This is a genomic window from Flavobacterium sp. CHNK8 (assembly GCF_019774515.1).
Classification (GTDB): domain Bacteria; phylum Bacteroidota; class Bacteroidia; order Flavobacteriales; family Flavobacteriaceae; genus Flavobacterium; species Flavobacterium tiangeerense.
This window is the reverse complement of record NZ_CP081492.1, coordinates 2115697-2139719: the sequence shown is the minus strand read 5'-3', so window position 1 is coordinate 2139719 and position 24023 is coordinate 2115697. Positions and strand designations below refer to the sequence as shown.

The following is a 24023-nucleotide window of genomic DNA, read 5'->3' as shown; positions in this document are numbered from 1 at the left end:
AGTAAAAACTATAATCTACATTTTAATTTAAAACCCACCTTTTATATAGCTCCAGCCTTGTTCTTGTTTTTCAATAATTTCAGCGATTCCGGCCGTTACATACTCCACTTCTGGAATGAACTGCTCTTTGCTTATTTTTCGAGCTGTCATTGTATTTTCGCAAACTATAAAACGAACTCCTTTAGCATGAAGCGCTTTAATTGTTGTAATATGTTTTGATTTTGAGGGCATTAAAAATTCTAATCCCATATTGTAAACCACAACCTCGTATTTTGCTTTAGGCCAATGGTTTGTTAAATTATTGAGTTGGTTAGCAAATGCTTTTTGTTGTAGCGTATCGATAGCATTTGTAAACTGAAAAACTATTTTATGATTGTTAGGTCTTTTTTGGGCTGAGGTAAATACTGTAAATAATCCAATAAGAATGAGAGTGGTTAGTTTCAAATTTTTCATTTGTTTTATGTTTTAGTTTTTTAATTTTCCCTTAACTTCTTTCATTTTCTTTTTGACTTCTTTAATTGGTTTGAAAGGACCAAATTTATGTTGAGTTTCCGTAAACGAATCTGAAAAAGGACCAAAAGGATGATCGATTGGTTTTTTAGAAATATCGGGCCAGTCTTGACTTAAATCTTTTTTAGGTCTGTCAAGGCTTTCCACATAAGCTGCAATATCCCAAGACTCTTCATCAGTTAATTGGGGATTTTCATAGGTTGCACCCAAGGGCATATTGTATTTGATGTAACCAGCAAAACGACTGATTCTAAAAAGCCCTGCACCGTTATTATATGAATTTTTGCCCCAAAGTGGCGGATACGTATATTCTTTTTTGTCCGTTGCCAAAATTCCTTCGCCATTCACTTGATGGCAACTCGCACATTTGGCATTATAGAGTGCTTTTCCATTGGCAGGATTAGCAGCGCGATCTAAATATTCTAAATCAAAAATTCCAGATGCATTTGCTTCTTTACCCTTGGGAACATTACTGCCAATGTATTCAATATAAGCAATCATAGCTTTCATCTCTTTCTCGTCTCGTTTCAGAGGCTGGCCATTTAAGCTTCTTTCCATACAATCATTGACTCTTTTATATAGATTTTCTACTTGTCCACTTCTGGCTCTCATTTTTGGATACATTGAATATACGGAACCATAATTGTTTCCCCAAGGTTTTGTACCCGCATCCAGGTGGCAGTTGTTGCAATTCATCCCATTGGTAATTTGTTTCACACTGCCATTTGGGCCCAAGTATTTAGCCGTATGTGCAATTAGATCTTTGCCATATTCGACTTCTTGTTTTAAATTGGTATCTGCAATCAAATTAATATCAGCTGGCTTCCAGAATTTTGCCGTCTCATTTTGTAAAATCACTTTTTTCTTTGCATCAATATAAAGAGAATCGAGCTTTGAATCACTATTTTGAAACCAAGCGGTGATGGATGAATGAAAAAACACGAGTAAGAACAACCCCATGACTAAGAAAATAATAGTCATGAAGAGATAAATCAGGCTTTTTACAACCGACTTAAATTGGACGATATTTTGTTTTTCTGGAATCATAAAATATATTAATGAGGCAGTTTATCTCTAAAATATCCATAAACCCATGTTCCAACGATTGCAAAGAATAGGGTTACAATCATCACGGTGGCTCCCGTTCCAATTTGTGCAAACAACGGTCCTGGACAAGCTCCGGTTACTGCCCAACCCACCCCAAAGATAAGTCCACCATAAACCTGTCCTTTGTTGAATGTTTTGTCGTGGAACTCAATTTTTTCTCCATAAATGGTTTTGATATTGAATTTTTTTATCAGGAAAACGGATATTATTCCCACAACAACGGCACTTCCAATTACGCCGTACATGTGAAAAGATTGGAAACGAAACATTTCCTGAATTCGGTACCAACTGATAATTTCTGCTTTGATGAAAACAATTCCAAACAAGATACCAATGACAAGATATTTTAAATTATGGTACCATTTGTGTTGCAATTGGCTTTCGTTAATACAAACGGTGTCTAGTGAACGTGTTTCGAAATCTGTATTTTGATCTTTTATATTCATAATTAGTGATTTAAAGTGAAAGAATAAATGGTAAAATAAGGTTTGCCATAATCAATCCGCCAATGAAGAAACAACATGTTGCAATTAATGATGGTATTTGTAAATTAGACAAACCAGAAATAGCGTGACCACTAGTGCAACCTCCTGCATAACGAGAACCAAAACCAATGAAAAAACCACCAACGACCATCATGAAAAATCCTTTGAGTGTAAACAAACTTTCCCACGAGAATAATTGTTCTGGCAACATTCCGTAAATTTCAGTTATGCCATAGCCTGCCAATTCGGTTTTTAGATTTCCATCAATGATAATCGGATTAGGATTTGACAAAAAGCTGTAAGCAAGTATGCCACCCAATAAAATACCGAAAACAAAAAACATATTCCAGATTTCTTTTTTCCAATCGTATTTGAAAAATTTGATATTTGCTGGTAAACAAATGGCACAAGTATGACGTAATGAGGCGCTGATACCAAATGATTTGTTGCCAATGATTAACAAAGCTGGAACTGTAAGTCCAACTAATGGGCCTGCAATATACCACGGCCAAGGTTCTTTGATCAATTCTAAAATTTCCATAATTATATTTTTATGGTAACAAAGGTTGTAATTACAAATGAGTAGTTATGTTACTTTTGTCACACAAGGAAAAAAAAGTAAAAATGAAATCGATTTTATTTTTTTAGTAACTCCTCTAGCTTTACTCGAAAAGAATCACTGTTCCAATTTGCTGTTCCAATTTTGGCTACAATTATATTTCCTTGTTGATCAATAAGATAAGTTACTGGAATTGTTGAAGATTCCATTTCTATAGGAGGATTTGTAACCGATTGATAAACAGGAAGTGTCAAATTTTCTTTGACCATAAAAGCATTTGCTTTGTCAAAAGAATCTGTTGTCACAAACAAAAAGACCATTTTATCTTGATAATCAACATATAATTTTTGAATACTTGGCATTTCGGCAATACAAGGCGGACACCAAGTAGCCCAGAAATTAATGAATATTATTTTTCCTTTGTATGTTGATAATGAAACAGTTTTTCCGTCTACGTCTTTTAATTGCCATTGAAAACTGGAAAGCTTTTTTTGGTCTTTAACTGCGATAGTTTTAGGTGAAAAAGCAATTAAACGGTTTAAATGAACTTTTACAAAAGTTCACAGCGGACTAAATAAAAGCAGTGCTATCAATACGATAAAAACAATATTTTGAATAGTGGACTTTTTTGAATTTTTTGATTCCATTTTTTTAATTGTTATCCTCCAAAAAGAGATGACATTAGATTAAAATTTGCGGCTTGCTTTTTAAAAAGAGTCTTCCGGCATTCTGATTTCAATAATCACCGATGATACAATGGTGATGACACCAATCAGAATAATAGCATAATTTACACCAAATAAATCAGCTGTTATTCCTGAAATAATGGCGCCTATTGCATACCCTAAATCCCTCCAAAGCCTGAATGTACCAATGCTTTCAGCTCTTTGATGGGGATTTGTCGCATGAGCAATAGCTGATAAAAAAGTAGGATAAACTAAGGCCGTTCCCAAACCTAAAAACGCTGAAATAGCCGCCAATTGATAGAATTCTACAGCAAATGGAATAAAAAGTATCGCAATTCCCTGCAGTAACATTCCCCAAAAAAGCATCTTTTTTTTCGAATAAACATCAGACATTTTTCCGGTTATTAATTGCCCAAAACCCCAAACTGTTGGGTAAATAGCAGTTATAATTCCAATGTTCTGAGAGTCATAATTCAATGAAAGCAATACAATTGGTAAAAGCCCCCAAATCATTCCATCATTTAGGTTATTGACTAATCCTGCTTGTGTTATGGCGCTTAATGTTTTATTTTTGAAAGTGGTTTCAAGGAAAATATTTTCTAATTTTTCAGTTGAATTGGTCGCATTTTCTTGATGTACAAATGCTCGGGTGTCATTCACAAAAAACAAGGTCAATAGAAAACCAATTATTGAAATCCCGATACCTAAGTAAAAAGGGTAGGGCGTAATGCCGTATTCTTGTGCAATATAGCCTGACAGAAAAGCAATTAATCCAACGGCAAAATAACCTGCAAATTCGTTGAGTCCCATCGCAAGTCCTCGATCTTTTTCTCCTATCAAATCAATTTTCATGACTACCGTGCTGCTCCAAGTAAGTCCTTGGCTGATACCCAAAAGAATATTGGCAAAAATAACCCAATTCCAAGATTCAGCATAAATTAAAATAAAGGGAATAGGTATGGCCAAAAGCCAGCCAAATAAAAGCAAATTTTTTCTGCCAAAGCGATTCGCCAGTTTGCCTGTAAAATAATTTGTAATGGCTTTTGTGATTCCAAATGCAATGATAAAAGATAGAATAGCCGTTTTTGAAGCAATACCAAATTCAATTTCAGCGAATTTTGGAATAATAGTTCGTTCCATTCCTATCATTCCACCAACAAACGCATTGACAATAACCAAAATGGTAAACTGTTTCCAATTTTCTTTCAGTCCAAGTTTGGTTTTGTTTGTTTTCAATTGAGGTGGATTTTTTTAGAAAAGAAATTTGGTGCTTTAAGAGTCACGATTATAATTTGTAATATTCTAATTGATAGTCACCAATGTGTTTTTTATTTTCTGCAATAGATTTTTTGTGCTTAAAATAGTTCACTGTTCCAAAAACAAAAATGATAAAGGAAGTAATAAAAAGTGCTATCTCAATTAGTAAACTATTTTCAATCATCAATAGATTTCTCAAACTCAAACCTGCGATCAAAAAATACATAGACGTTCTCAAAAAGGAAAGAAAAGTAGATTGATTAGCCAAAGTAGTTCGTTGTAATGCTAATTTTTCTCTTAAAATTAAGTCTTTGTTTGCTGGTTTTATGTCTTCCATATTACTTTTTTCTTATTGATTTTAAAGTTAATTACAACTGTCTTTGATGGATATAAAAAGAAAAATTTAATACCATTTTTTCCAATGACTTTCAAATTTACCTATTTTAATGCAATTTAAATGTTTAATTTTTTCTAGGTGATTTTGCAAACATATTAAAAATCAAACCTTCAATTAACCACCATATAAAGTGTCATTTAGAGGTTTGGATGTTATGGCACAAGTACGGCATCACAACTGATGCTCAGATAATACAAATAGCTGGCAATTGCTTCGAGAATCATACCAACAACTGTTATAATGATTGCTTTTTTCAATACTATTAATTTTCCTTGCTGATTTCATTTTCTGATTTCGCAACAGCGCAACCATTTGAACCGCAAAAACTAGTATTTAATAGTGCCATTCCGGTAAATAAAATTCCGGGAAGCAGGAACAAATAATTTTTAGTATAAACAGCTTGAATCATCACAATAAGCCCTAAAATCATACGGATAACTCTGATGTAATTCCAATTGGTGTACATATTTTTAATCATATCTTGATATTTAAACAATTGTGCAGTTTAAAACAAAAAAACGGTTTTGTTTTAAACTACACAGATGTAAATTTTCTGAAGTCTATTTATGAATCATTTCGTTTACATCCTGCCAAGTTCCGCCATTGGTAACGTTTTTGAAACCATTTTGTTCCAAAATCATTTTGGCTTGACCACTGCGATTCCCACTTCGGCAGAAAACAATTATATGTTCTTTTCCTTTGAATTTTTCTAGTTGGCTTGCCACTTTATCCAAAGGAATATTGGCAGAGCCTTTTACGTTACCTTCAGCAAATTCTGCTGCTGTGCGAACATCTACAAGAAACGCACCTTCTTTTATTATTTTTTCCATTTGTGTGGTGTCTTTTTTTGAAAACATGTTTTTAAAAATTCCGAACATAATTCTGGTTTTTAGTATTCAACATCGTTGTTTTGGTTCACCCATTCATTCATTCCAGGAGAGTAATTGAGAACATTTTTATAACCATTTCGCGCTAATAATGAATAAGCGATTGCTGCTCTATCGCCACCCTGGCAATGGATTAATACTTTTTTATCTTTACTTATTTTATCTAGATTATTTACTAAAGTACCTACAAATATATTATCAGCTCCTTTTATATGACCTGCATTATATTCTGCAACACCTCGAAGATCAACTATTTGAACATATTTTTCTTGTTGAAAAGCTTTAAATTCTTCAATGGTAATTTGGTTCACTTTTTCTAAAGAACCGCCATTTTCTTCCCATATTTTTGTAGAAGGAACATAACCTTGAATATTGTCTAGTCCTATTCTCATTAGTTTTCTGGTCAAATCATCCAATTGTGACTCATCGGCAAGCAAGATAAAAGGTTCTTCATACGTAAGAAACCATCCTGCCCAAGTTGCAAAGGAATTGTTCCCCTGAATGTTGATGCTTCCCGGAATAAATCCTTTAGAAAATTCTGCTTTATCTCTGGCATCAATTAATTTAGTTCCATTGGCTAAGGCCGCTGTTAATTCTTTGTAATCCAATTGTTTTAATTTTGGAACAGCCGTAAGAAGTGGACGATTTACTTTATTAAGTTTTTTCATCATTGCAAAATACTTAGGTGGTTTTGGTTGGTCTTCCAATAAATATTTTACAAATCCAGCTTCATCATTTTTATGCTGAAAAGCCCAGTTTCTTACTTTTTCATAACCTACCGTTGTACTTGGTACAGCTCCTAATGCTTTTCCGCATGCAGAACCCGCTCCGTGGCCTGGCCAAACTTGAATGTATTCAGGTAATGCGTCAAATTTATTAATTGACTGATACATTTGCTTTGCGCCTGCATCTTGAGTTCCTTTTATTCCTGCTGCTTTTTCAAGTAAATCAGGTCTTCCTACATCTCCCACAAACACAAAATCACCGGTGAACAACATAACTGGTTCTTCGCTAGCAGGTACATCTGTCAACAAAAAGCTGATGCTCTCTGGAGTATGTCCAGGTGTGTGAACTACTTCTATCTTTAAGTTTCCTACTTTTAGAACATCACCATCCTTTATATCAACATGCGGGAATTCATATTTCCAGTCAGGACCACCTTCTGCTGAAAGGTACATTTCTGCTCCTGTTAAAGCTGCTAATTCTCTAGAACCTGCAAGGAAATCAGCATGAATGTGTGTTTCTAAAATATGAGTAATTTTCATATTGTTTTGTTTGGCAATTTCAAGATAGGTGTCAACATCCCTTTTAGGATCGATAACTGCTGCTACTCCTGCTTTTTGACAGCCAATAAAATAACTTGCTTGAGCAAGACTCTTGTCGTAAATGTGTTGAAAATACATATTTTTATTTTTTTAAGTTTCTAATTTATAGGACAAAATTAATGTATGGATTATTGAAATTTAGTGACTTATGTTACATAGCCTTTATAACCTAATTATTTGGCCTGTATGTACGTCATAACGCATAGAAATAATTTTAGTTTTGTGCTCTTTTACAATTGAATTTTCTTGAATCAGCCTATTTGAATGTTCAATATTTGCATTGATACAACCTAATATATTGTCTTGTTTTGGAGTTTGTTTTTCAGCTTCTAATTCTTCTTTTTCCTCTGCAATAGTTTCAATTATGTCATCAATATGAGTTAGATGTTTTTTGTAACTTTTATTTTCATCATTGATATAAGCTTTAATAGCTCCGCATTCTGTGTGTCCTAAAATGACGATTAATTTTACATCCAGATGCGCAACTGCATATTCAATACTACCCATATCAATATCAGAAATCAAATTTCCCGCATTCCTAATTACAAATAAATCGCCAATTCCCTGATCAAACAGAATTTCAGGTGAAACTCTGCTGTCTGAGCAAGTGACCACAACAGCAAAAGGATGTTGTGCGTTTTGATTGTCTAAAATTGATTTTTTATTTTGATGCGGATGAATTGTTTTTTCTTCTAAAAAGCGCTTATTCCCCGAAACTAATTTTTCTAATGGAGACTGGTTTTTATTTTCATCCAAATTTCTTGTTTCAGTTTTATCAGATACACTTACAGTGAAAAGTATTAAGAAGGCAACTAAAATTATTTTTTTATCCTACTATATTTTTTCTTTACATGAGCTGCACTAATTTCAATAGTTTAATTAAGACTTAAAACTTCGTAATTGTTAGTAAGAGAATTCCAAACGCTAACTTTGTTACTTCATAAAAAGCTCCTTTGTAATGATATAAATTCCCATGACTAAAACAAACCAACCAAAGGCAGGTTTCAGTTTATTCCCATCAATTTTTTTTGATAATGCTGTACCAATGAAAATTCCAACAATTGCAAATACAGAAATGGTAACTAGAAATTGCCAATTGATACTGTTTTCTCCACCTTCTCCAAAGAAACCAATCAATGATTTGGCAGCAATGATGACTAACGAAGTTCCAACGGCTTCTTTCATAGGAAGTTTACTTAAAATAACCAAAGCTGGAATAATCAGGAATCCACCTCCAGCTCCTACAAGCCCAGTGATAACGCCTACTAATGCTCCTTCAATAAGAATAATTGGGTAATTGAATTTCTGTTCCACAGGTTCGTCACAAGGCATTTTGTTTTCTTTTTTTATCATGCTGTATGATGCAATAATCATGATTACAGCAAAAAGCAACATTAAAAAAAGATCCTTTGTGAGGATAAAATCGCCTATCGAAAAAATTTCTTTAGGAATTTTAGGAACTATCAAAGCTCGTGTAGTAAAAACTGCAATAATAGATGGGATTCCAAAAACCACCGCTGTTTTTATGTTTACCAAACCTTTTTTGAAATACCCAACACTACCCACGGCACTTGTCAAACCCACGATGAATAAAGAATAAGCTGTTGCAATTACGGGCTCAACAGCAAATAAATATACTAAAACGGGAACAGTAAGAATACTACCGCCACCGCCAATGAGTCCTAATGCAACACCTATTAGTATTGATGCAAAATATCCGAAATATTCCATAACTATAAATTTTATGATGCAAATATTATCCGTTTAAATTGCTGTTACAGTAACATTTATCACATAGCGAATTTTTTTTGTATGAATGTCAAGATGTTAAAGCCTTTAAAATAGCTTTTTGTTCTGATAATCAATTGCTTAATAAATTTGATTTAGGGATTACTATTTCAAATTTTTACTTTTTCATATTTTAATTTTTTCTTTTTTTACTGATAAAAAAGGGACGGGTAACTTTAATTAGGAATACATTTTTAAATTAAAATCTGCGCAAGTTGAATTTAATTTCAAGTGATCATATAAAAAGACTTTGAAACTAAAATAAGATTTTATTGTAAGGTCATTCTTTTTATTATTTTTACCGCTTTTTTAAGGATAGCATTATGAGTATGCACCTAATAATTAATTGTAGTAGAATATGGTTTTAAGGATAGTATTTTTATTTCTAATTTTTTTATCTCGGGTAGGTTACGCACAAGATATTGATTCAAAAGGTAAAAAGGATCATCGTTTTATAGGGCTTGGTTTTTCTATGGGTAAAACATTGCCATCTATTAGTGTTTTTCCCGAGACTGAAAATCAAAAGGGTATTGATTTAACTTTTGGAAAAACGACCTATCAAAATAAAACATGGGCCAAATTCCTGAATTATCCCAAAACTGGAATTGCAGTCACGTACGCCGATTTTGGTAATCTTAAGCAAGTAGGATACAGTGTTGCCGTTTTGCCTTTTTTAGATTTTGGAGTATTTCAAAGCTTTACAAATAGAGTTCGTTTTCAAGTAGGACTCGGGGCTTCCTATCATAGTGTGATTTATGATAAGGTTACAAACCCAGGTAATTTTGGGGTTTCAACGCCTATCACGTGGGCATTTAGATCGTTTGTGTATTATGATTTGGCACAAACAAACCAAGTTGATGTAAAACTAGGAGTGGGGGCAACGCATTTTTCTAATGGACATACAAGATTGCCTAATCATGGTTTGAATTCGGTTTTGGCAACGCTTAAAACCGAATTTAAGTATTCTAAAAAAGAGCATATTGACTCGAACAAAATTATAGATACTAGCCCCTCAATGACACAAAATTATATTTCAACACGTTTTGGTCTAGGGCAAAAAGTGTTGGCAAGAGGTTATAACTCGGTTAAAAACGTGTACACAGCATCATTTGCCATTGGAAAAATAAAAAATAAGACCTACAAATATGGTTTAGGTATGTATTACCGTTTTTATGATGATTATTATGATTTTATAAAAAGTAATGATGAGTTGTCAAAGAATCAATTTGCATACTTAAAAGAAAATCCATTTCACAACGCAACCACATTAGGAGCGTATGCTAATTTTGAAATTTTAATGAATCACTTTAGTGTTGAGACGGAGTTGGGTGTGAATTTTTACAAACCTGCCTATAAATTAGATTGGTATTTAAACAACGGAAGCTCAAGTTCAGGGCAATATGTTGCCCAAGATTTTGGTGCTAAAGCCAAGATAAAACAAGTAATCTCATCACGATTGGGTTTTAGATATTATGCCTTTTCTTCTCAAAAATCCCCGCAACACAACGTTTTTCTTGCAGCCAATATAAATGCTAATCTTGGGCAGGCTGATTTCTCTGAACTTAGTTTGGGATATGTTTACTCTCCGAGGATTAAAGGGTAATACTCAACAAGAACATTATTGAAAAGTATTCTAAAAGAATTTTTAGCGATATTCTAAAAACTATTTGATTACTTTTTTGGTAACAAATATCAACTTTGAGAATACTTTCTAATTACTGATTATATTGCTAAAAGCTTGTATTGAATAAATATTCTATTGCTTAATTATTATGACTTTTATTAATGTCAGTAAGTGGAAAATGTTGAAAAAAAGACAATAAAAAATCCGTAAAAACCTTTTTATAAAGTATTTACGGATTTTTAAAATGGAGTGAATGGGACTACAATCGAACACTTAATACCGATATTGACGTTTTTTTAGAGCTTAAAAATATGAGTTAATTGCTTTATTTTTTATCACTTGAATTTTTGGAAGCTTTGACGTTGGCATAATCAAGTGTCCAGACTTTTATTGTACCAATTTAAAACTGTATTTCACTATTAAAACCCATACTCTTTCTGGCTTTTTTGCTTTTGTGGATACCAGAAGAAAAGTGTTCAGTTTTCAGTGGGCGGTACGGCATTTACAAAAGTAAATGTTGGTACTTGCGATTTTGCTTTTGTGCCAGTTCTTATGTAAGTCTTTCTTCAATCAAATCTTTCCGATACTCTTTTTTATAAAAAGTTAGTGTTAAATGTAGAGCAATTTTTATTCGTGTGAAAAGAATTTTTTGTCAATTTATTTTTTAAAAATTATTAAACCTTTTTCAACCCCGTCAGATTCCACAAAAGAACTATTTTCTTGATCAAATTGTATGGTAAAATCCGTTTGATAATCAAGAATTTCAAATTGTGATCCGTCACCAGTAAGAGCTATGCCTAAACATTCTTTTAAGGCATCTATTTCCTGGTCACAAATCAATTCGTTGCCGGACAAAAATAAGGCGTAACTTTTTATTTCTCTACGTCTTTCGGTACTGAATGTTACTTTATAAATTTCTGCATCAAATAATGCCGAGGATGCTTTTCCATTCACAACAGTGAAAGAATTACTTAATCTATTGTATTTTTTATTCTTTTTATCTTAAATATTCGCTCTAATAAATAGGGAGTGTTTTTAGTTGTTGATTTCAATTTCATGGGTTATGTTATTCGCTAGAATTCGGTAAAAAAAAATGGCAATAGTTTAATCTCGAGTTATTTATTGTGAAAAATATTTATGAAGTTAATTTGTCTTTCTTGGGTAGAAAGCGGAATTAGGATAGAAGGCATAGGAATCGATAAGGTTATCTTTTCTCCACTATTTCTTTTATTTGATGATCTTTAAAAGTAAATTCAGTATGTGTTTTTATCTTTTTCATAAATGAATAAAACAACTGTTTTTTTTACAGTTGTTTTATTTATTTTGAAATTTGTATAAATTAGAACAGGTACTATTCTATTGTGAGGTGTTAGTCTATTTGTCTACGTGGTATTTAGGGTCAATTGTAACCAAAAGTCTTTTAAATAGTTGTATTAGACCATTTCTTATTGCTTTGAGTGTAAGAGTCATTGCATCAAAATTCTCTACCTCTTTTTTTGTTTTTATAGCAATAATATTGCTGATTATTGAAATGCCATCACTAACAATAAGTAAATCCATCACTATGGTTACAAACCATTTAAAGTTGTAATTGAGTCCTTTACTCATTAATGCCAAGGCTGTAGGTATTAGCAATACGGCTAACTTGGATACAAATCCTAAGACTAATTTTTTAAAACTAAATTGGTCATTTAATACTATGGTTTTGATTACTCCTAAAAAAGTATCCATTACCATTAAGTAAAACAATACTTTAACTATTCCCGTATCCATTTCCAAGTACATAAAAATCCCGTAAAGCAATAATTTTATCTCATTTAAATATTCTGAAATTTTTTGCACCATTGATTTTTTGATTAAGTAATCTTTTGGGATATATACCCCAAAAGATTACTATTAATTACTATTAACTACTGTTTATACAATTTCTTCTATAGGTTTTAAATTGTGCGCAACAATTCCCGAAATCACATAGCTATCTACAGATTCCACATCCAATAAAGCCACTTCTAGAGGTTCATCTTTAAATAAAATCGATTCAATAGGTTTTATTTTTCCAGTCTTATCAATTAACAACATATTTGGTGTTATATTTTTAACACATACCCACTGTACATTTTCGCCATCTTCGGTAACCAATAAAGGATGAAACGCTGTAGCTCTAACCGTAGTCGTGTCTGCCGCTTTAATTTCGTAATAATTAGGCTGTATACTTGTTATTTTGTTAACTACCGTAACCTCTACTTTTGTGGCTTCGCTTAACTTTCCACTCCAAGACATATAATCACCTTCAGACTCATCGACTTCGTTAGGAAAAGAGAAGCCTTGAAGCTGATCTCCAACCACCACATTCTTTAATTTTTTGGATTGACCTGACACCATGGTTACCAGAGATTCTACATCAAAACAAGACCCACCGTTTGAACCTGTAGTGACATCAACCTCATAAGTGAATTCAGAATAATTACCTATACTATTTTTAGCTCTTACTTTATAATAATAAGTAGTATTGTAAGCTCCGGTATCATAAAAATAGTTTTCAGAAACATCAGCTGTATATCTTAAACTAGATATACCTCCAGCTGTTCTTCTCCATACCTCAAAACTAACAACATTATCATTTGCTAATGCAGCACCCCACTCAATATATATCTGATTTCTTTCTTCTAAGAACCCGTTTATATAATTTGGAGCTGAGGGCTGAGTAAGATCAATAGTATTTGTTGTTACAGTTACGATATTACTATCAACTGATAGATTTCCAGCAGCATCTTTTGCTTTAACAGAAAAAGTATATTCTGTACCAGGTGCTAAGCCATAAATAGTTCGGTTGAAAACATTACCTACTGAGATTAGCAAATTACCGTTTCCGTATACAATATAATCAGTAACACCAAATTCATCAGTTGCTCCTGACCAATTTAAAGATACACTTGTTGTACCAATGTTTGATGCCATTAAAGTTGGCGCTGTTGGTGCTGTTTTATCACTTGGACGTCCAGTATATTCTATAAATTGAACAACTCTATAAGGATTCAATAGCGAAAAGGGAGTCGCTGATCCAATCGCTCCACCATCAGTCCCTCCAGTAGGGAACGATGTTCTCAACATTTGGTAACCTTTGTTATCCCCATCATTATCTCCAGTACCTACATTATTAGGTACAATCACAGTACCCCAATGTTCACTAAAATATATATCATTATAATCATGAGTATGACGTGGCATTTCATTTATTCTCAAATTCTTACCTACTCTACCACCCGTATTTCCTAATGTATCAAAAGGGAATACTACCATGCCATTACTGTCTCTATAATAAGTAACATTATTTCCTCTGTCTCCATCTAGCTCATCACTCATTTCGTCTAGAGTTGGATTAAAAAGTCCAACTGGCATTTTTCCTCTCAACGGCACATATTCTTCCCAACCTTCTGGAAATGGAGCGGGTTTACCCCAAATTGCCACCATCCCGATAGGTATGGCCGAGGTCTTATCTTTTTCAAGTTTAGCAATTCGCTTTATAAGTTCATCGAATTTCTCTTCTGATTTTATTACTTTTCCTAGATTGTCAATCAATAATAGAGAAGAATCGTATTTAAAAGAAGTAATATTGCCTGCTGTATCCTTGATTTCTGTATTTTGATCTACACTTTTTAAAGTTAAATCTCCAAGCATTGCATTGTCACCATTAATGTGTAAGCACGAATCTTTTACAGCACCAATACTGCTTTCTAAGTTTGTTTTGACGCTACCAATACTACTCTCTAAGGTTGTTTTTACACTACCAATACTGCTTTCTAAGGTTGTTTTGACGTTGCCAATACTATTCTCCAACGTTGTTTTTAATTCTCTAATCTTATCATCTATTGTATTTAGAATCCCATTAATATCCTTTACAATTTGGAAATTTTCCAAAAGATAATAATTTACCGTTAGCGCGTCAGTATTGGGAACTGTTTTATCAGCGCTATTATACATTTCCGAAGTAAGGTATTGAGCTTCATAATCAAAATATGCAGTTTTTGAAGTTCCAGTTCCATATACTAGATTGGTACCTATTCGGGTTGTTTTTATATAAGTATAAACCTTGTCTTTGTCTTCTTTTTTTGCAACTGGATATAAAATTCCCTCCTTTTTTTCTATTGTTTCTACAGGTTTTACTGAATCTTTTGGAATGTATGCTTTCTCGTGTACAATTACCCAACCTACTTTTTCGGTAGTAGGTGGAGCTATGATATAATTAGTACCAGGCTCAATGCTTAAATGCGCTTTTAAAGCCTCGTACAGCTCAGATCTGTAAGCTGTTTGAAGTCTCTCTAATGTTTCTTGCTCTAGGGGAAATCCTCCCGAATTACTAAAATTTACTTGTTTCATTTTTATTGATTTAAATGTCTGTTGTTTTTTCTGTTTTTTTCTAAAACATCTGGTTAATATGAATAACTTTCATAACTCTTGCCCGCTAGTTTATAAAAATTAAGAAGACTGTGATACTTAATAGTGGCTACGTTTATAGCTTCTGTATGTATAGATTCGTCATTTTGGGGCTGAACAACAATACCGTCTTTATTTCCGATTAAAGTTTTTGGTATAAATACTCTAAAATTAGCGTAAGCAACGGACGTATAATCTTCGCGATGGGCTAGATAAATGGGTTGGTTATTTCTGTTGTTATAATCATCATGCTTAAATACTTTTAGTTGGGGAATTATTAACGTTCCGTTTGGTTCATAATACTCTTTGTGGAGATATAGATATTGTAAAGTAGGCTTGACAGACTCGTCAATATAAATTAATCCTATTTCTCGCTTCTCCTCAATACTTAAATTGGGATTATATTTTACATCTTGATTAAAGGCTTCGTTGAGTACTTTCTCAAGATAAATAACTTGACCTGTATGTTGCATTTTATACAACGTTTCCTCGTAAATGTTTCGAAGGGGAGTGAGTACAGCCTCAAGCCAATCAAAATGTGTTTTCTTTCTAAGAATTGGAGGAATGAGCCATAGCAATAGCTTTCCCCATTTTAAAACGGTGTAATTATTCATTGGTATATAAAATTTAGACTATTGTTTATCTCGGTAGAAGTTATAAGGAATGTAGTTTACATTAATTTTAAGTTGATCTAAATCGAAATATCCCGCCTGAGGAACGAAATATTCGATTGTTATTACATCTTCATCTTTAAGGTCCAATGGTTCATCACTAGGATTTGTTGCCCAGCCAGTTTTTACTTTAGTCAATATCGGAATTTTAACCCCTTGAGCTTTCTGAATAGCATCGACTAAAAAAGTTTTCACAAAAGCACCGTTAAACTCGATATTCTTTAAATGATTTTTAATAGCTTCTTCTACCGGTTTTGTTGAAGTGTCTAAAATTAAAGAACCATTGTCCTTATTAAAGTTATGGTTTACATTTGAGTCAGGATTTTTAACTAGGTTTTTATAAACTTCAATGTCTTTAGGATCAATGAGAATTGTCATTGGGTCCACATAAACAGTAAGATTCAGTTCTAATATATCTCCTGGACTTGAGATAATATGCACTTGGTTTCCAGCATCTTTAATCTTGGCGATATATTCCTTGAAAGCATATAGTTCGTTTGGTACATCGATTCTCGAAATTTTACCATTATTTTCAGTAGCTACTTTTATAAAAACAACCCCTACTTTATTACGAAAATAGTCCGAAAAAATTTCATCTACATCTTTATTAGGTTTAAGAACCGTTTCTAAATCTACTTCACTAACTGCACAATACTTGATGATTTTAGCCTTTTCAATTTCTTTATCATTAATAAATCCAGTAGTATCAAATTGATAAGAACCGTCTTTCCATTCAAGTTCGGCTCCATGGATGTAGTTTAACGCCTGTTCTCTATACCAGTTTAAAGTGTGTGGTCTAGAAACTAAAGCATTTTTTTCGACTATTTTTTCGTGTACCCAAATTGCAGATGCCACAATGTTTACCCAAAGTCTCCAAATACTTGTTTTTGAAGAGCTTGTCAAGCCTTTTAAAGCCGATTGATTATCTTTCTCGTTCAGAATTTCATTCTGTATTTCAGCAATTGTACGTGCCATATTTTATTTTTTAGATATAGTTTAGCCTGTAAGACATATGTAATATGCTTATAGATAATTTTTTATGTTTTTTTTGTAAATACTACAGAGTTGTAGTTTTCTTTTAGAGACTTCTAAAAGTTGAGATTAAATTTTGATAAATGATTAATAAATGATAAAATCATCTTCTATAATCATATAATCAATGCCTGAGAATTTGTCTAGTAAAAATTCTTCTTCTTCGGTAAGAGCAGTTGCAGGTTTTAAATTTCTGGAATTGTAATATTCTACAATATCTTTTTTAAAGGCCTCTCTACCAATTTTTAAATCTTCGTAAACACAAAGATCATCTGTAATGTCAAACTTTTCATTGTCTTCTAGCAGGTCGAATACTTTTTCTATGCTTCCATATTCTTGCAAAGAAATGTCAAAAATGTTCTGGTTTTGTTGTGGTTTAATAGTTTCCATCGATTTTAATGTTTTGCAAATCGTTAACATCTAATGTTTTAATATAAAAGTTGTCATACGATAATTGTTTATCTATTTCGTTTTCTAGTCTTAGCCTAGAGGTTGCATCTGGGCTGTTAATATATTTTTTAATTCCTACGCCAAGGATAGGAAACTCCTTGTAGCTTCCTTTTTGGCTTAGCAAAAGGTGTTCGATATTTTGCTGATCTGAATCTTTGATGGCAAAATCTCCATTAATAATTAATAAATCGTCTTCAATAATGAAATCTTTCATATGTTGTTGCTTTGTGGGTTAATATCACCTTTGAATTTGCGCGCCATATCCAAAAGATGCTGTTTTATTTGATACTGTAAAAATATGCCATGCTTTACCCTTAACCAAGATTTTGAAGACTTGTAATCAGTAGTTTCAGCAGGTTGTGCATTACAACAAAAAACTATTAATCAATAAATTATGGTGCTTTATTTTTATTTAGAATTAAATTATTACGTTCCTGGAATAATCACGTCCATAATTACTTTTAAAATAATTTTCACTATATTTTTTTTAATAGTATTCAGTCTTATTTTTGACAACCCATTGGCCTGAAGTGTTTTTAAAACAACTATATCCAACTGACTTTTTAACAACCATTCTAATTCTTCTTTGGTTATATCTCCAGTAGAAAAAAGAATCATCCAGCGTTCTAATTTACTCTTAGAAATCTCAAAAAAAGTATCAAAATCTTTTTCTAGCTGTGACTTAATATCTTCATAACTATTGAAGAAAACTACTTTTAATTCCTCCTTAATGTTTTCAATTACTTTGTCGTTATTCATGGCTTATGTATTGAGGTTGATTAGATCTAGCAAGGCCTCTTTAGATTCTTTGTCTTTTTTTACTTCATATTGAATTAGTAAATCGAAAGCTTCTAAAATTTGTTTTTTAAATTCCTCTAAAAATGATTTTGACACAATACCATTTACTTCCCATCGTTTAAAAAATCCAGCCAAAAGATTTTTTTCTTTATCGGTCAACATTTTCCACATGGCAAAAGTGATGTCATTGTTGGGTTTATTCTTCTCATATTCTATCAATTTTTCTATGTCTAGGAATAAGTTTTCGACCTCTTCTTTATGAACAACATAAGGAGTAGCTCCTTTATTTATTAGTCTATTGGTGGCCACTTTTAACTCTATGGTTTTTTCGTAAGAGTATTGATCAAAAAGAGCCGTTCTGGTAAGGCTGCAAGAGGAAAAGATCAAAGAAAAAAGGATTAAAAAGGCAAAGTGTTTTAGTTTTAAATGTTTCATTTGTTTATTTATATAAGATTACATAGTTTTTTTTGTCCCGTTTTAGCTTGCTTAGTACTTTCCAATCGCTGTATCCTTTTTTATCAAAATGCGGAAGATCCTTAAAAGTTTTCCAGTCACCGCCCCAGTTCCAGTTGTATTTGGCGAAAATTTTCACACATTCATGCCAGTCCGAAATCTGGTCATTGTCCCAGTCTTTTGCCGTATCCCATGAGGCTACTTTCCCGTCTATAATTAAACAAATGTCAACGGCAAAACCATAGTTGTGAATCGATTGTCCGCCTTTGGCATTGGTGACTTTTTTTCCCGGTTTTGTTCTACCAAAAGCATAAAGATCCTCTTGTTCCTGAAAAGTTCTAAGACCTTGTGTAATGCGCACTTTTGCTCTTCCTGTTAAAGCAAGATTGCATTCCTCGATAATTTTAGTAACTTCTTCCCTAACCGAAGGATGAAGTAAATCAATGTGTTTTTTTGTTGTTTGATCCATATTTGTATGTAATAATGATTTTAGATTTTGAGAATAAAAGGCCTATCCCGATGGTTCGAAAACAATCACGGTATAAATGAAAGGCGGTAAGTTGATGTTACTTTGAGAGGTATTTATGACTGCAATAACTCCTGAAAAATGTTCTTTTTTGGATTGCAATAGCCGTTTTTAAGAACACTGTAAAAATACATCGAAATAGCGTGTGCAAAAAATAATATGGCTTTGCAAAACAATAGTTTCAGTAGAAGATTTTTTTCTTTTTATGATTTTTATATTGTAGCTTAAAATCTAGATCAATAACAAAAAAACACCCTTTTTTCTAGAGGAGAAAAACGGGTGTCAAATAGAGGTAAAATTATATTGATAAAAAATAGTCTATTCTTTAGATTCAACTATTTTTTTCCATTCTTCTAAATCTGTTAATGAAATTTTTGGTTCTACAATGATAAATTTTTCTAAACTGTCCTCATAAAATGTTTTAGCGGTACATACTAATAAGTTTTTTCTGACAATACGATGAATTATATTTTCTTCGTTATAAATATAATTTTCTTCATCGTAATCTTCAGGTAACTCGTTAGATAATTCATATGAAATATTATTTATCATTCCGTAATAATTAGCTGGAGGAGCTATTGGTTCATAATCATCAATATACCTAGAATTATTCTTTAAATAAACATGAAATGGACGTATTAAGTAATCTTTTCCAATTTCAACTAAATTTGGCATAAATACAAATTCTTCAATACTTGGTTTGCTTTCAATCCAATTTTGTACTTCTTTATATAATTGAACGTAAAGCGGAATAAATTCTGGCGAAACCTCTCTGTCAAAATGTCTAATTATTACATCTTTTTCAGACAGAACATCTTCTGTATGATACATTGTTCCAAATTCACTGTCAAAAAATATCTTTAAAATTAATTCTTTTTTTCTTTCTTCAAATGTTTTCATATTTTACATCATATCTATTATTAATATTTTCTTTTTTTCTCTTGACCAATGAATGTTTGCAGAGTTTTTTTCTATCTTTTTCAAGATACTTTTTGATATTTCGTCACTTTTTTTTGATAATAATTCTATTGCTTCTTTTCTTGTTTTTCCGACTAAAGGATATGAAACTATATCTTTTATTTCAACAGATTTTTTATCAAAACCCCTAACAATCCAATTGTTTCCTGTTTTCTAACTACAAGAATCTTATGAGTTTTCTTAATGAAAAATACTAATAATTAAAACACCCAATTTCCTATTGAGAAAATTGGGTGTTATTCTATTTTTTGAAAAAAAATTATTCTTCTTTTCGTTCAAAATCATTGATATCTAAACCATCCATAGTACTACGACCATTGATGATGATTTCACGACCGCCATATTCTTTTCTAAAACCTAATTCGTTATACATACCAGCACCCATTTCATAAAAAGGAGTTATTTCTAAATCAATAAGATTATGTTCTTCAAACAGCTTTTTTGATTTTTCAGAAATCATAAAATAAGGTGCCATATAGACCCAGTCTAACTCTTGATTGATGTACATACTTTTATCTCTAACGAAAATGTCTGAAGGGATTTTTTCATCTATCTCCTCTTCTGTTTTAAATGTTCCTATTTCATAATGATGTACTTGTTTTAATTTCAAATCAAGTCCATAAAAGCTAGATTTACTAACATCTGTATAAGGAATCATACTACTATCAATTTGTAATATAAAATAGGTTAATTCTTTTCCTTTATCTATAGTTAACATAATAGGATAAAAACGATGCTTTGGCAGGTTTAGATGTTCTAATACCTCTTTCATTTTTGGGGATACTGTATAAAAATCTAAATTATAACCTCCAGTTTCATTATTTATGATATTAGGACCATTATAAAAATCAGTCCCTATATACTTTAAATTAGGGTTTTTTCTATCATTGTGATCTAATGCTATTCTGAATTTTAATGTTTTAATCGATTCTGAAAAATCTTCATCTTCACGATAAGAAATACCATAATAACTTTTTACTCTTTCAGGATATAATGCTTGAATCATACTCTGGTAAGTTCCATATTTTGCTTTTAATGCATATAGTTTCATCGGTTTGTAAATATTAAATCGTTTATCTTTTTACTATCATCTATAACTTGCTTTATAATGTCGTTCCGAGTTTTATTAATATGCTGTAAGAGATTTTCCTCAAATAGAACTTGACTAAATTTTTTATTTCTATCCAAACTCGACTTTTTGATTTCTAAAATTTCAAGTTTGCTTATGTCATTATAATCAGGATGATTACCGTGTCCCCCTAAATTTTTAAATTCTTTTGAGTATTTATGTATCGGTATCCCGTTGTCTAGACCGTTAAAATCAAATTTGTCTTTGTTGTTTTTTACAAATATATGTAATTCTCTTAAATCAGGATCCAACAATAATTCTTTAGGAACTATATGATGTGCTTCGAAGGTCATTTCTCGCATTTTTCCATTGTAATAAAGCGCATATTTCCCTTCAAAAAGTTGCTGTATTTGTGATTCGTTAAATTGTGTTACGTCTAATTTGTTCCCAGACACGTCATAAATATCAAGCTTTTTGAATCGTTCAATATAAGCTGAAACTACTGATTTGTTAAAGACTTTTTCTAAAGCTCCTTTACCAAGTATTACTCGATGACGGATATTAGCGTTTTGGGTATAAACCTCAGCAGCATTTACAGCTATTTCGTCTCCTTTTTCTAGAATGTTTTGTAATGCTTTTTCAGTTTTTTTACTAGCATATTTATTCGCATAATTTTCAATTTTTTCACGAACTGTTTTAGGATTAGCCGCTTTTTTTATGCTTTGTAGCATTTTTTTAGTTTCTGCGAAACCTGCATCATCACTGATTTTTTTTATGTTATCCAAAAATTTTGACAATTCCTCTCTTGTCGCTGAAAACAATTGCTGTCCGTTATACATTACTTCAAAATAACCTCCTGATATAGCTAATTGTCGGCTTAGGTCTAAGTTGTCAATATCTGCTCGTATTGCAATTCCTAATCTCTTTAATAAATCAAGTACTTCGTCATTAAGTTTGAAAAGTTTTATTAATTGAAAACGGCTAAGGATTACTAATTTTTTTAATGCTTTTACAATTTTATTTCTGGCTTTTTTTCTAACTTGTCTTCCCCTTCTACCAAAAGCATCAATCTCTCGTCGTAATTCATTGGCTACAATACGTTTGTTAGATTCATACAAAACATTACCCGCTTTATCTTTGAGTACTTTTTGAATTAGGTTTCTTTGCGATTTAGGAATAGCGTCGATGGCTTTGTGTACTAATTTAGCTATTTTAGGAAATTTAGCTAATAAAGCAGCTCCTTTGGTAGTAGCGGCTAAGTATACAGTTGCTCCAGCTGTTACTATAGCTAATACAATATTAAAAACAACAACAGCAATTAATTCTCCAATTAAATAAGCTTGTAGTCTTGGGTTACCGCTGTTAAATTTTTTCCAAAAAGTATTCCAGTTTCTACCTATTGCGTCAGTTATTCCGTTTAAGAATTTTTTCAAACCCTCTAATCCACCTTCCCAAATTTTGACCACAAAATCCCATATGCTTTTAAATAAACTACCTGTTAAAATCCCTTTAAGTAAATCCAATAATCCAACTACTAAGTCTTTTGTTTGGCTGTACAAACCATATATAAATCCTTCATAAAACCCTTGGTGGGCACGAGCCATTTCTATTATGAAATTTTCAATTGCAGAACGTTGACTTAAAGTACCTTTTTTCTTTTGTAAATTAATGTATTCATTGGTAGGTATTCGCACTATATATCCACTTGTAAGTTGCAATTCATCATACAAAACTCTTGCTTTATGAAAATTAGGGTCAGCAAAGGCTTTAGCGGCTATGTCTAATTTATCAATTGTAGAGGCATCTCGTTGTTTCAATACTACACCATGCCTATGCTTACTCTGTTTGTTTAATAAATAAAATGCTTCTGCTAATGTTCTTCTATCATCGCCCGTTTTATGTTTATAATTAGGATATAAACGATTTGCAATGTTTATTTCAAAAGTATAGTTTGGTTTCACTAACAAAAAAGTGCGCGTATACTTATCCAGTACTTCGTCATAAGGTACAAGTGCAATATGTTTTTTTTCAATATAGCCATATTGACCATCTAATGTTTTTATTTTGTACCAACCTTTATTATCTAAATCTTCATGCACTATAGTTACAAAGTCCCTCTTTTTATAAATAGTGGCATAGCGTCCTTTTTTTGCTTTGTACTGAGCGTCATATGGAGAAGGTGTGGCATGCAAACGAATACCATTTTCTGCTATTACAAATCCTCTTTCGTAAATTGGTTTTAGATTTGCCTGTTTTTTTACCGCAGCTTTAGGTTTTGCTTTTAGTTGTGATTTTGTTGGCACACTAACTTTTGGTTTGCTTATAACCTCTGATGTGCTAAGTTTAGGTTGATTATTTTCGGGAGCGCTGCCATATTCGGATGCAATAAATTGATTCCATTCGGCGGCGGCTTTTCCTTCTTCCACTTGCATACGCACCACATGAAGCATGAATTGCCTAAATCGAGCCATTTCGCTTTCGCTGGTGTCTTTTAAAACTAAGTTATGTGTTTGACGAATCATTGGATAGGTATATTATAATGGGTAATTATAGAGCGCAAAAGAGGGTGCTAATAGTAGAACATAGCTTATTATTTTTTATAGTATCTAAAACAAAAACTCCGAGCGTTATTACAAAATCTCTATTGTAACAGGTTTGGGTTGGATATGGTCTGAAAATGCTGTGGTGATATTAAGGCGTAAATCGTCTTCTTGCTCTATTTTGCCATCGCCTCCCAAATAACAGTTTTTGAAAAGCACTTCGAGCGCTTTGAATTCATCCATTTTAGAAGCTTGCAGCACCGCAGAACGAATGCTCATATCTGGTTTTCTGAAATAAGCAAATAGTGGTGTTTCATCATCATCTGCAATGGTAAGTTTAACTACTTTTTTATGCTTGTATTTCCATTGATTGAATTGCGCCTGAGTAATGTTTCCGTCAAGAATATCGGTTTTTTTTGAGGGTACTGTTTCCATGTTGAAACTTAA

The 24023-nt window shown here is 32.2% G+C and carries 27 protein-coding genes; 1 reads left to right on the top strand and 26 read right to left on the bottom strand.

Annotated features, from left to right (window positions below):
* Positions 1-27: 27 nt before the first annotated feature.
* The 12 genes from K5V07_RS09150 to K5V07_RS09095 form a co-directional block, all read right to left on the bottom strand.
* Entirely contained in the window at positions 28-453 is a 426-nt protein-coding gene (locus tag K5V07_RS09150) for a DsrE family protein (RefSeq protein ID WP_221917216.1), read from the bottom strand.
* 12 nt (positions 454-465) lie between these two features.
* Positions 466-1557, bottom strand: coding sequence for a c-type cytochrome (locus K5V07_RS09145; protein WP_221917215.1), 1092 nt, complete (start codon positions 1555-1557; stop codon positions 466-468).
* An 8-nt stretch (positions 1558-1565) separates the two neighbouring features.
* On the bottom strand, positions 1566-2063 hold the full coding sequence (locus tag K5V07_RS09140) for a DUF6691 family protein (RefSeq protein WP_221917214.1): 498 nt from the start codon (positions 2061-2063) through the stop codon (positions 1566-1568).
* A 10-nt stretch (positions 2064-2073) separates the two neighbouring features.
* On the bottom strand, positions 2074-2637 hold the full coding sequence (locus K5V07_RS09135) for a YeeE/YedE family protein (RefSeq protein ID WP_221918169.1): 564 nt from the start codon (positions 2635-2637) through the stop codon (positions 2074-2076).
* Between the two features lie 101 nt (positions 2638-2738).
* Positions 2739-3170, bottom strand: a complete 432-nt coding sequence (locus K5V07_RS09130) for a TlpA disulfide reductase family protein (RefSeq protein WP_255577993.1) — start codon at positions 3168-3170, stop codon at positions 2739-2741.
* Between the two features lie 198 nt (positions 3171-3368).
* The gene (locus K5V07_RS09125; protein WP_255577895.1) at positions 3369-4583 is read right to left on the bottom strand and encodes an MFS transporter; all 1215 of its coding nucleotides are present in this window, start codon (positions 4581-4583) and stop codon (positions 3369-3371) included.
* 49 nt (positions 4584-4632) lie between these two features.
* The gene (locus K5V07_RS09120; protein WP_144893678.1) at positions 4633-4941 is read right to left on the bottom strand and encodes a DUF202 domain-containing protein; all 309 of its coding nucleotides are present in this window, start codon (positions 4939-4941) and stop codon (positions 4633-4635) included.
* 322 nt (positions 4942-5263) lie between these two features.
* Entirely contained in the window at positions 5264-5479 is a 216-nt protein-coding gene (locus K5V07_RS09115) for a hypothetical protein (RefSeq protein WP_221917213.1), read from the bottom strand.
* Between the two features lie 82 nt (positions 5480-5561).
* A complete protein-coding gene (locus K5V07_RS09110; RefSeq protein ID WP_221917212.1) occupies positions 5562-5879 on the bottom strand; it encodes a rhodanese-like domain-containing protein in 318 nt (105 codons plus the stop codon).
* Between the two features lie 11 nt (positions 5880-5890).
* On the bottom strand, positions 5891-7291 hold the full coding sequence (locus K5V07_RS09105) for a rhodanese-like domain-containing protein (protein WP_221917211.1): 1401 nt from the start codon (positions 7289-7291) through the stop codon (positions 5891-5893).
* 84 nt (positions 7292-7375) lie between these two features.
* Positions 7376-7969, bottom strand: coding sequence for a carbonic anhydrase (locus K5V07_RS09100; RefSeq protein ID WP_221917210.1), 594 nt, complete (start codon positions 7967-7969; stop codon positions 7376-7378).
* Positions 7970-8146: 177 nt separating this feature from the next.
* Complete coding sequence (locus tag K5V07_RS09095) at positions 8147-8944, bottom strand: sulfite exporter TauE/SafE family protein (protein ID WP_221917209.1); 798 nt, start codon at positions 8942-8944, stop codon at positions 8147-8149.
* 415 nt (positions 8945-9359) lie between these two features.
* Between K5V07_RS09095 and K5V07_RS09090 the strand changes: the two genes are divergently transcribed.
* Complete coding sequence (locus K5V07_RS09090) at positions 9360-10604, top strand: acyloxyacyl hydrolase (RefSeq protein ID WP_221917208.1); 1245 nt, start codon at positions 9360-9362, stop codon at positions 10602-10604.
* Positions 10605-11282: 678 nt separating this feature from the next.
* Here the strand turns inward: K5V07_RS09090 and K5V07_RS09085 are convergent.
* From K5V07_RS09085 to K5V07_RS09020, 14 genes are all read right to left on the bottom strand, one after another.
* The gene (locus tag K5V07_RS09085; protein ID WP_144893694.1) at positions 11283-11579 is read right to left on the bottom strand and encodes a hypothetical protein; all 297 of its coding nucleotides are present in this window, start codon (positions 11577-11579) and stop codon (positions 11283-11285) included.
* A gap of 420 nt (positions 11580-11999) precedes the next feature.
* Positions 12000-12470, bottom strand: coding sequence for a phage holin family protein (locus tag K5V07_RS09080; RefSeq protein ID WP_144893695.1), 471 nt, complete (start codon positions 12468-12470; stop codon positions 12000-12002).
* Positions 12471-12542: 72 nt separating this feature from the next.
* On the bottom strand, positions 12543-15002 hold the full coding sequence (locus K5V07_RS09075; protein ID WP_221917207.1) for a hypothetical protein: 2460 nt from the start codon (positions 15000-15002) through the stop codon (positions 12543-12545).
* A gap of 53 nt (positions 15003-15055) precedes the next feature.
* A complete protein-coding gene (locus K5V07_RS09070; RefSeq protein ID WP_144893699.1) occupies positions 15056-15673 on the bottom strand; it encodes a hypothetical protein in 618 nt (205 codons plus the stop codon).
* A gap of 18 nt (positions 15674-15691) precedes the next feature.
* Positions 15692-16705 carry a hypothetical protein gene (locus K5V07_RS09065; RefSeq protein WP_221917206.1) on the bottom strand — a complete coding sequence of 338 codons (1014 nt, stop codon included), beginning with the start codon at positions 16703-16705 and terminating at the stop codon, positions 15692-15694.
* A gap of 144 nt (positions 16706-16849) precedes the next feature.
* Positions 16850-17152 (bottom strand): hypothetical protein, encoded by a 303-nt coding sequence (locus K5V07_RS09060; protein ID WP_144893703.1) that lies wholly within the window; start codon positions 17150-17152, stop codon positions 16850-16852.
* Positions 17139-17426 (bottom strand): hypothetical protein, encoded by a 288-nt coding sequence (locus K5V07_RS09055; RefSeq protein WP_144893705.1) that lies wholly within the window; start codon positions 17424-17426, stop codon positions 17139-17141. Before K5V07_RS09055 ends, K5V07_RS09060 begins: the two co-directional genes overlap by 14 nt.
* 212 nt (positions 17427-17638) lie before the next feature.
* Positions 17639-17971 (bottom strand): hypothetical protein, encoded by a 333-nt coding sequence (locus K5V07_RS09050; RefSeq protein ID WP_221917205.1) that lies wholly within the window; start codon positions 17969-17971, stop codon positions 17639-17641.
* A gap of 3 nt (positions 17972-17974) precedes the next feature.
* On the bottom strand, positions 17975-18445 hold the full coding sequence (locus K5V07_RS09045) for a hypothetical protein (protein WP_221917204.1): 471 nt from the start codon (positions 18443-18445) through the stop codon (positions 17975-17977).
* Positions 18446-18449: 4 nt separating this feature from the next.
* Complete coding sequence (locus tag K5V07_RS09040) at positions 18450-18932, bottom strand: M15 family metallopeptidase (protein WP_144893711.1); 483 nt, start codon at positions 18930-18932, stop codon at positions 18450-18452.
* A 375-nt stretch (positions 18933-19307) separates the two neighbouring features.
* On the bottom strand, positions 19308-19889 hold the full coding sequence (locus K5V07_RS09035) for a hypothetical protein (protein ID WP_221917203.1): 582 nt from the start codon (positions 19887-19889) through the stop codon (positions 19308-19310).
* Between the two features lie 337 nt (positions 19890-20226).
* A complete protein-coding gene (locus K5V07_RS09030) occupies positions 20227-21018 on the bottom strand; it encodes a hypothetical protein (protein ID WP_221917202.1) in 792 nt (263 codons plus the stop codon).
* The gene (locus tag K5V07_RS09025; RefSeq protein WP_144893723.1) at positions 21015-23558 is read right to left on the bottom strand and encodes an AHH domain-containing protein; all 2544 of its coding nucleotides are present in this window, start codon (positions 23556-23558) and stop codon (positions 21015-21017) included. Before K5V07_RS09025 ends, K5V07_RS09030 begins: the two co-directional genes overlap by 4 nt.
* A gap of 108 nt (positions 23559-23666) precedes the next feature.
* A complete protein-coding gene (locus K5V07_RS09020) occupies positions 23667-24011 on the bottom strand; it encodes a hypothetical protein (RefSeq protein ID WP_144893725.1) in 345 nt (114 codons plus the stop codon).
* Positions 24012-24023 lie beyond the last annotated feature (12 nt).

Excerpts from the sequence above, each read along its gene's own strand:
- K5V07_RS09055 (WP_144893705.1), bottom strand. The coding sequence starts at position 17,426 with ATGAAAGATTTCATTATTGAAGACGATTTATTAATTATTAATGGAGAT.
- K5V07_RS09045 (WP_221917204.1), bottom strand. The coding sequence starts at position 18,445 with ATGAAACATTTAAAACTAAAACACTTTGCCTTTTTAATCCTTTTTTCT.
- K5V07_RS09145 (WP_221917215.1), bottom strand. The coding sequence starts at position 1,557 with ATGATTCCAGAAAAACAAAATATCGTCCAATTTAAGTCGGTTGTAAAA.
- K5V07_RS09060 (WP_144893703.1), bottom strand. The coding sequence starts at position 17,152 with ATGGAAACTATTAAACCACAACAAAACCAGAACATTTTTGACATTTCT.
- K5V07_RS09105 (WP_221917211.1), bottom strand. The coding sequence starts at position 7,291 with ATGTATTTTCAACACATTTACGACAAGAGTCTTGCTCAAGCAAGTTAT.
- K5V07_RS09065 (WP_221917206.1), bottom strand. The coding sequence starts at position 16,705 with ATGGCACGTACAATTGCTGAAATACAGAATGAAATTCTGAACGAGAAA.
- K5V07_RS09050 (WP_221917205.1), bottom strand. The coding sequence starts at position 17,971 with ATGAATAACGACAAAGTAATTGAAAACATTAAGGAGGAATTAAAAGTA.
- K5V07_RS09080 (WP_144893695.1), bottom strand. The coding sequence starts at position 12,470 with ATGGTGCAAAAAATTTCAGAATATTTAAATGAGATAAAATTATTGCTT.
- K5V07_RS09120 (WP_144893678.1), bottom strand. The coding sequence starts at position 4,941 with ATGGAAGACATAAAACCAGCAAACAAAGACTTAATTTTAAGAGAAAAA.
- K5V07_RS09140 (WP_221917214.1), bottom strand. The coding sequence starts at position 2,063 with ATGAATATAAAAGATCAAAATACAGATTTCGAAACACGTTCACTAGAC.
- K5V07_RS09025 (WP_144893723.1), bottom strand. The coding sequence starts at position 23,558 with ATGATTCGTCAAACACATAACTTAGTTTTAAAAGACACCAGCGAAAGC.
- K5V07_RS09115 (WP_221917213.1), bottom strand. The coding sequence starts at position 5,479 with ATGATTAAAAATATGTACACCAATTGGAATTACATCAGAGTTATCCGT.
- K5V07_RS09040 (WP_144893711.1), bottom strand. The coding sequence starts at position 18,932 with ATGGATCAAACAACAAAAAAACACATTGATTTACTTCATCCTTCGGTT.
- K5V07_RS09150 (WP_221917216.1), bottom strand. The coding sequence starts at position 453 with ATGAAAAATTTGAAACTAACCACTCTCATTCTTATTGGATTATTTACA.
- K5V07_RS09095 (WP_221917209.1), bottom strand. The coding sequence starts at position 8,944 with ATGGAATATTTCGGATATTTTGCATCAATACTAATAGGTGTTGCATTA.
- K5V07_RS09070 (WP_144893699.1), bottom strand. The coding sequence starts at position 15,673 with ATGAATAATTACACCGTTTTAAAATGGGGAAAGCTATTGCTATGGCTC.
- K5V07_RS09090 (WP_221917208.1), top strand. The coding sequence starts at position 9,360 with ATGGTTTTAAGGATAGTATTTTTATTTCTAATTTTTTTATCTCGGGTA.
- K5V07_RS09020 (WP_144893725.1), bottom strand. The coding sequence starts at position 24,011 with ATGGAAACAGTACCCTCAAAAAAAACCGATATTCTTGACGGAAACATT.
- K5V07_RS09030 (WP_221917202.1), bottom strand. The coding sequence starts at position 21,018 with ATGAAACTATATGCATTAAAAGCAAAATATGGAACTTACCAGAGTATG.
- K5V07_RS09035 (WP_221917203.1), bottom strand. The coding sequence starts at position 19,889 with ATGAAAACATTTGAAGAAAGAAAAAAAGAATTAATTTTAAAGATATTT.
- K5V07_RS09075 (WP_221917207.1), bottom strand. The coding sequence starts at position 15,002 with ATGAAACAAGTAAATTTTAGTAATTCGGGAGGATTTCCCCTAGAGCAA.
- K5V07_RS09110 (WP_221917212.1), bottom strand. The coding sequence starts at position 5,879 with ATGTTCGGAATTTTTAAAAACATGTTTTCAAAAAAAGACACCACACAA.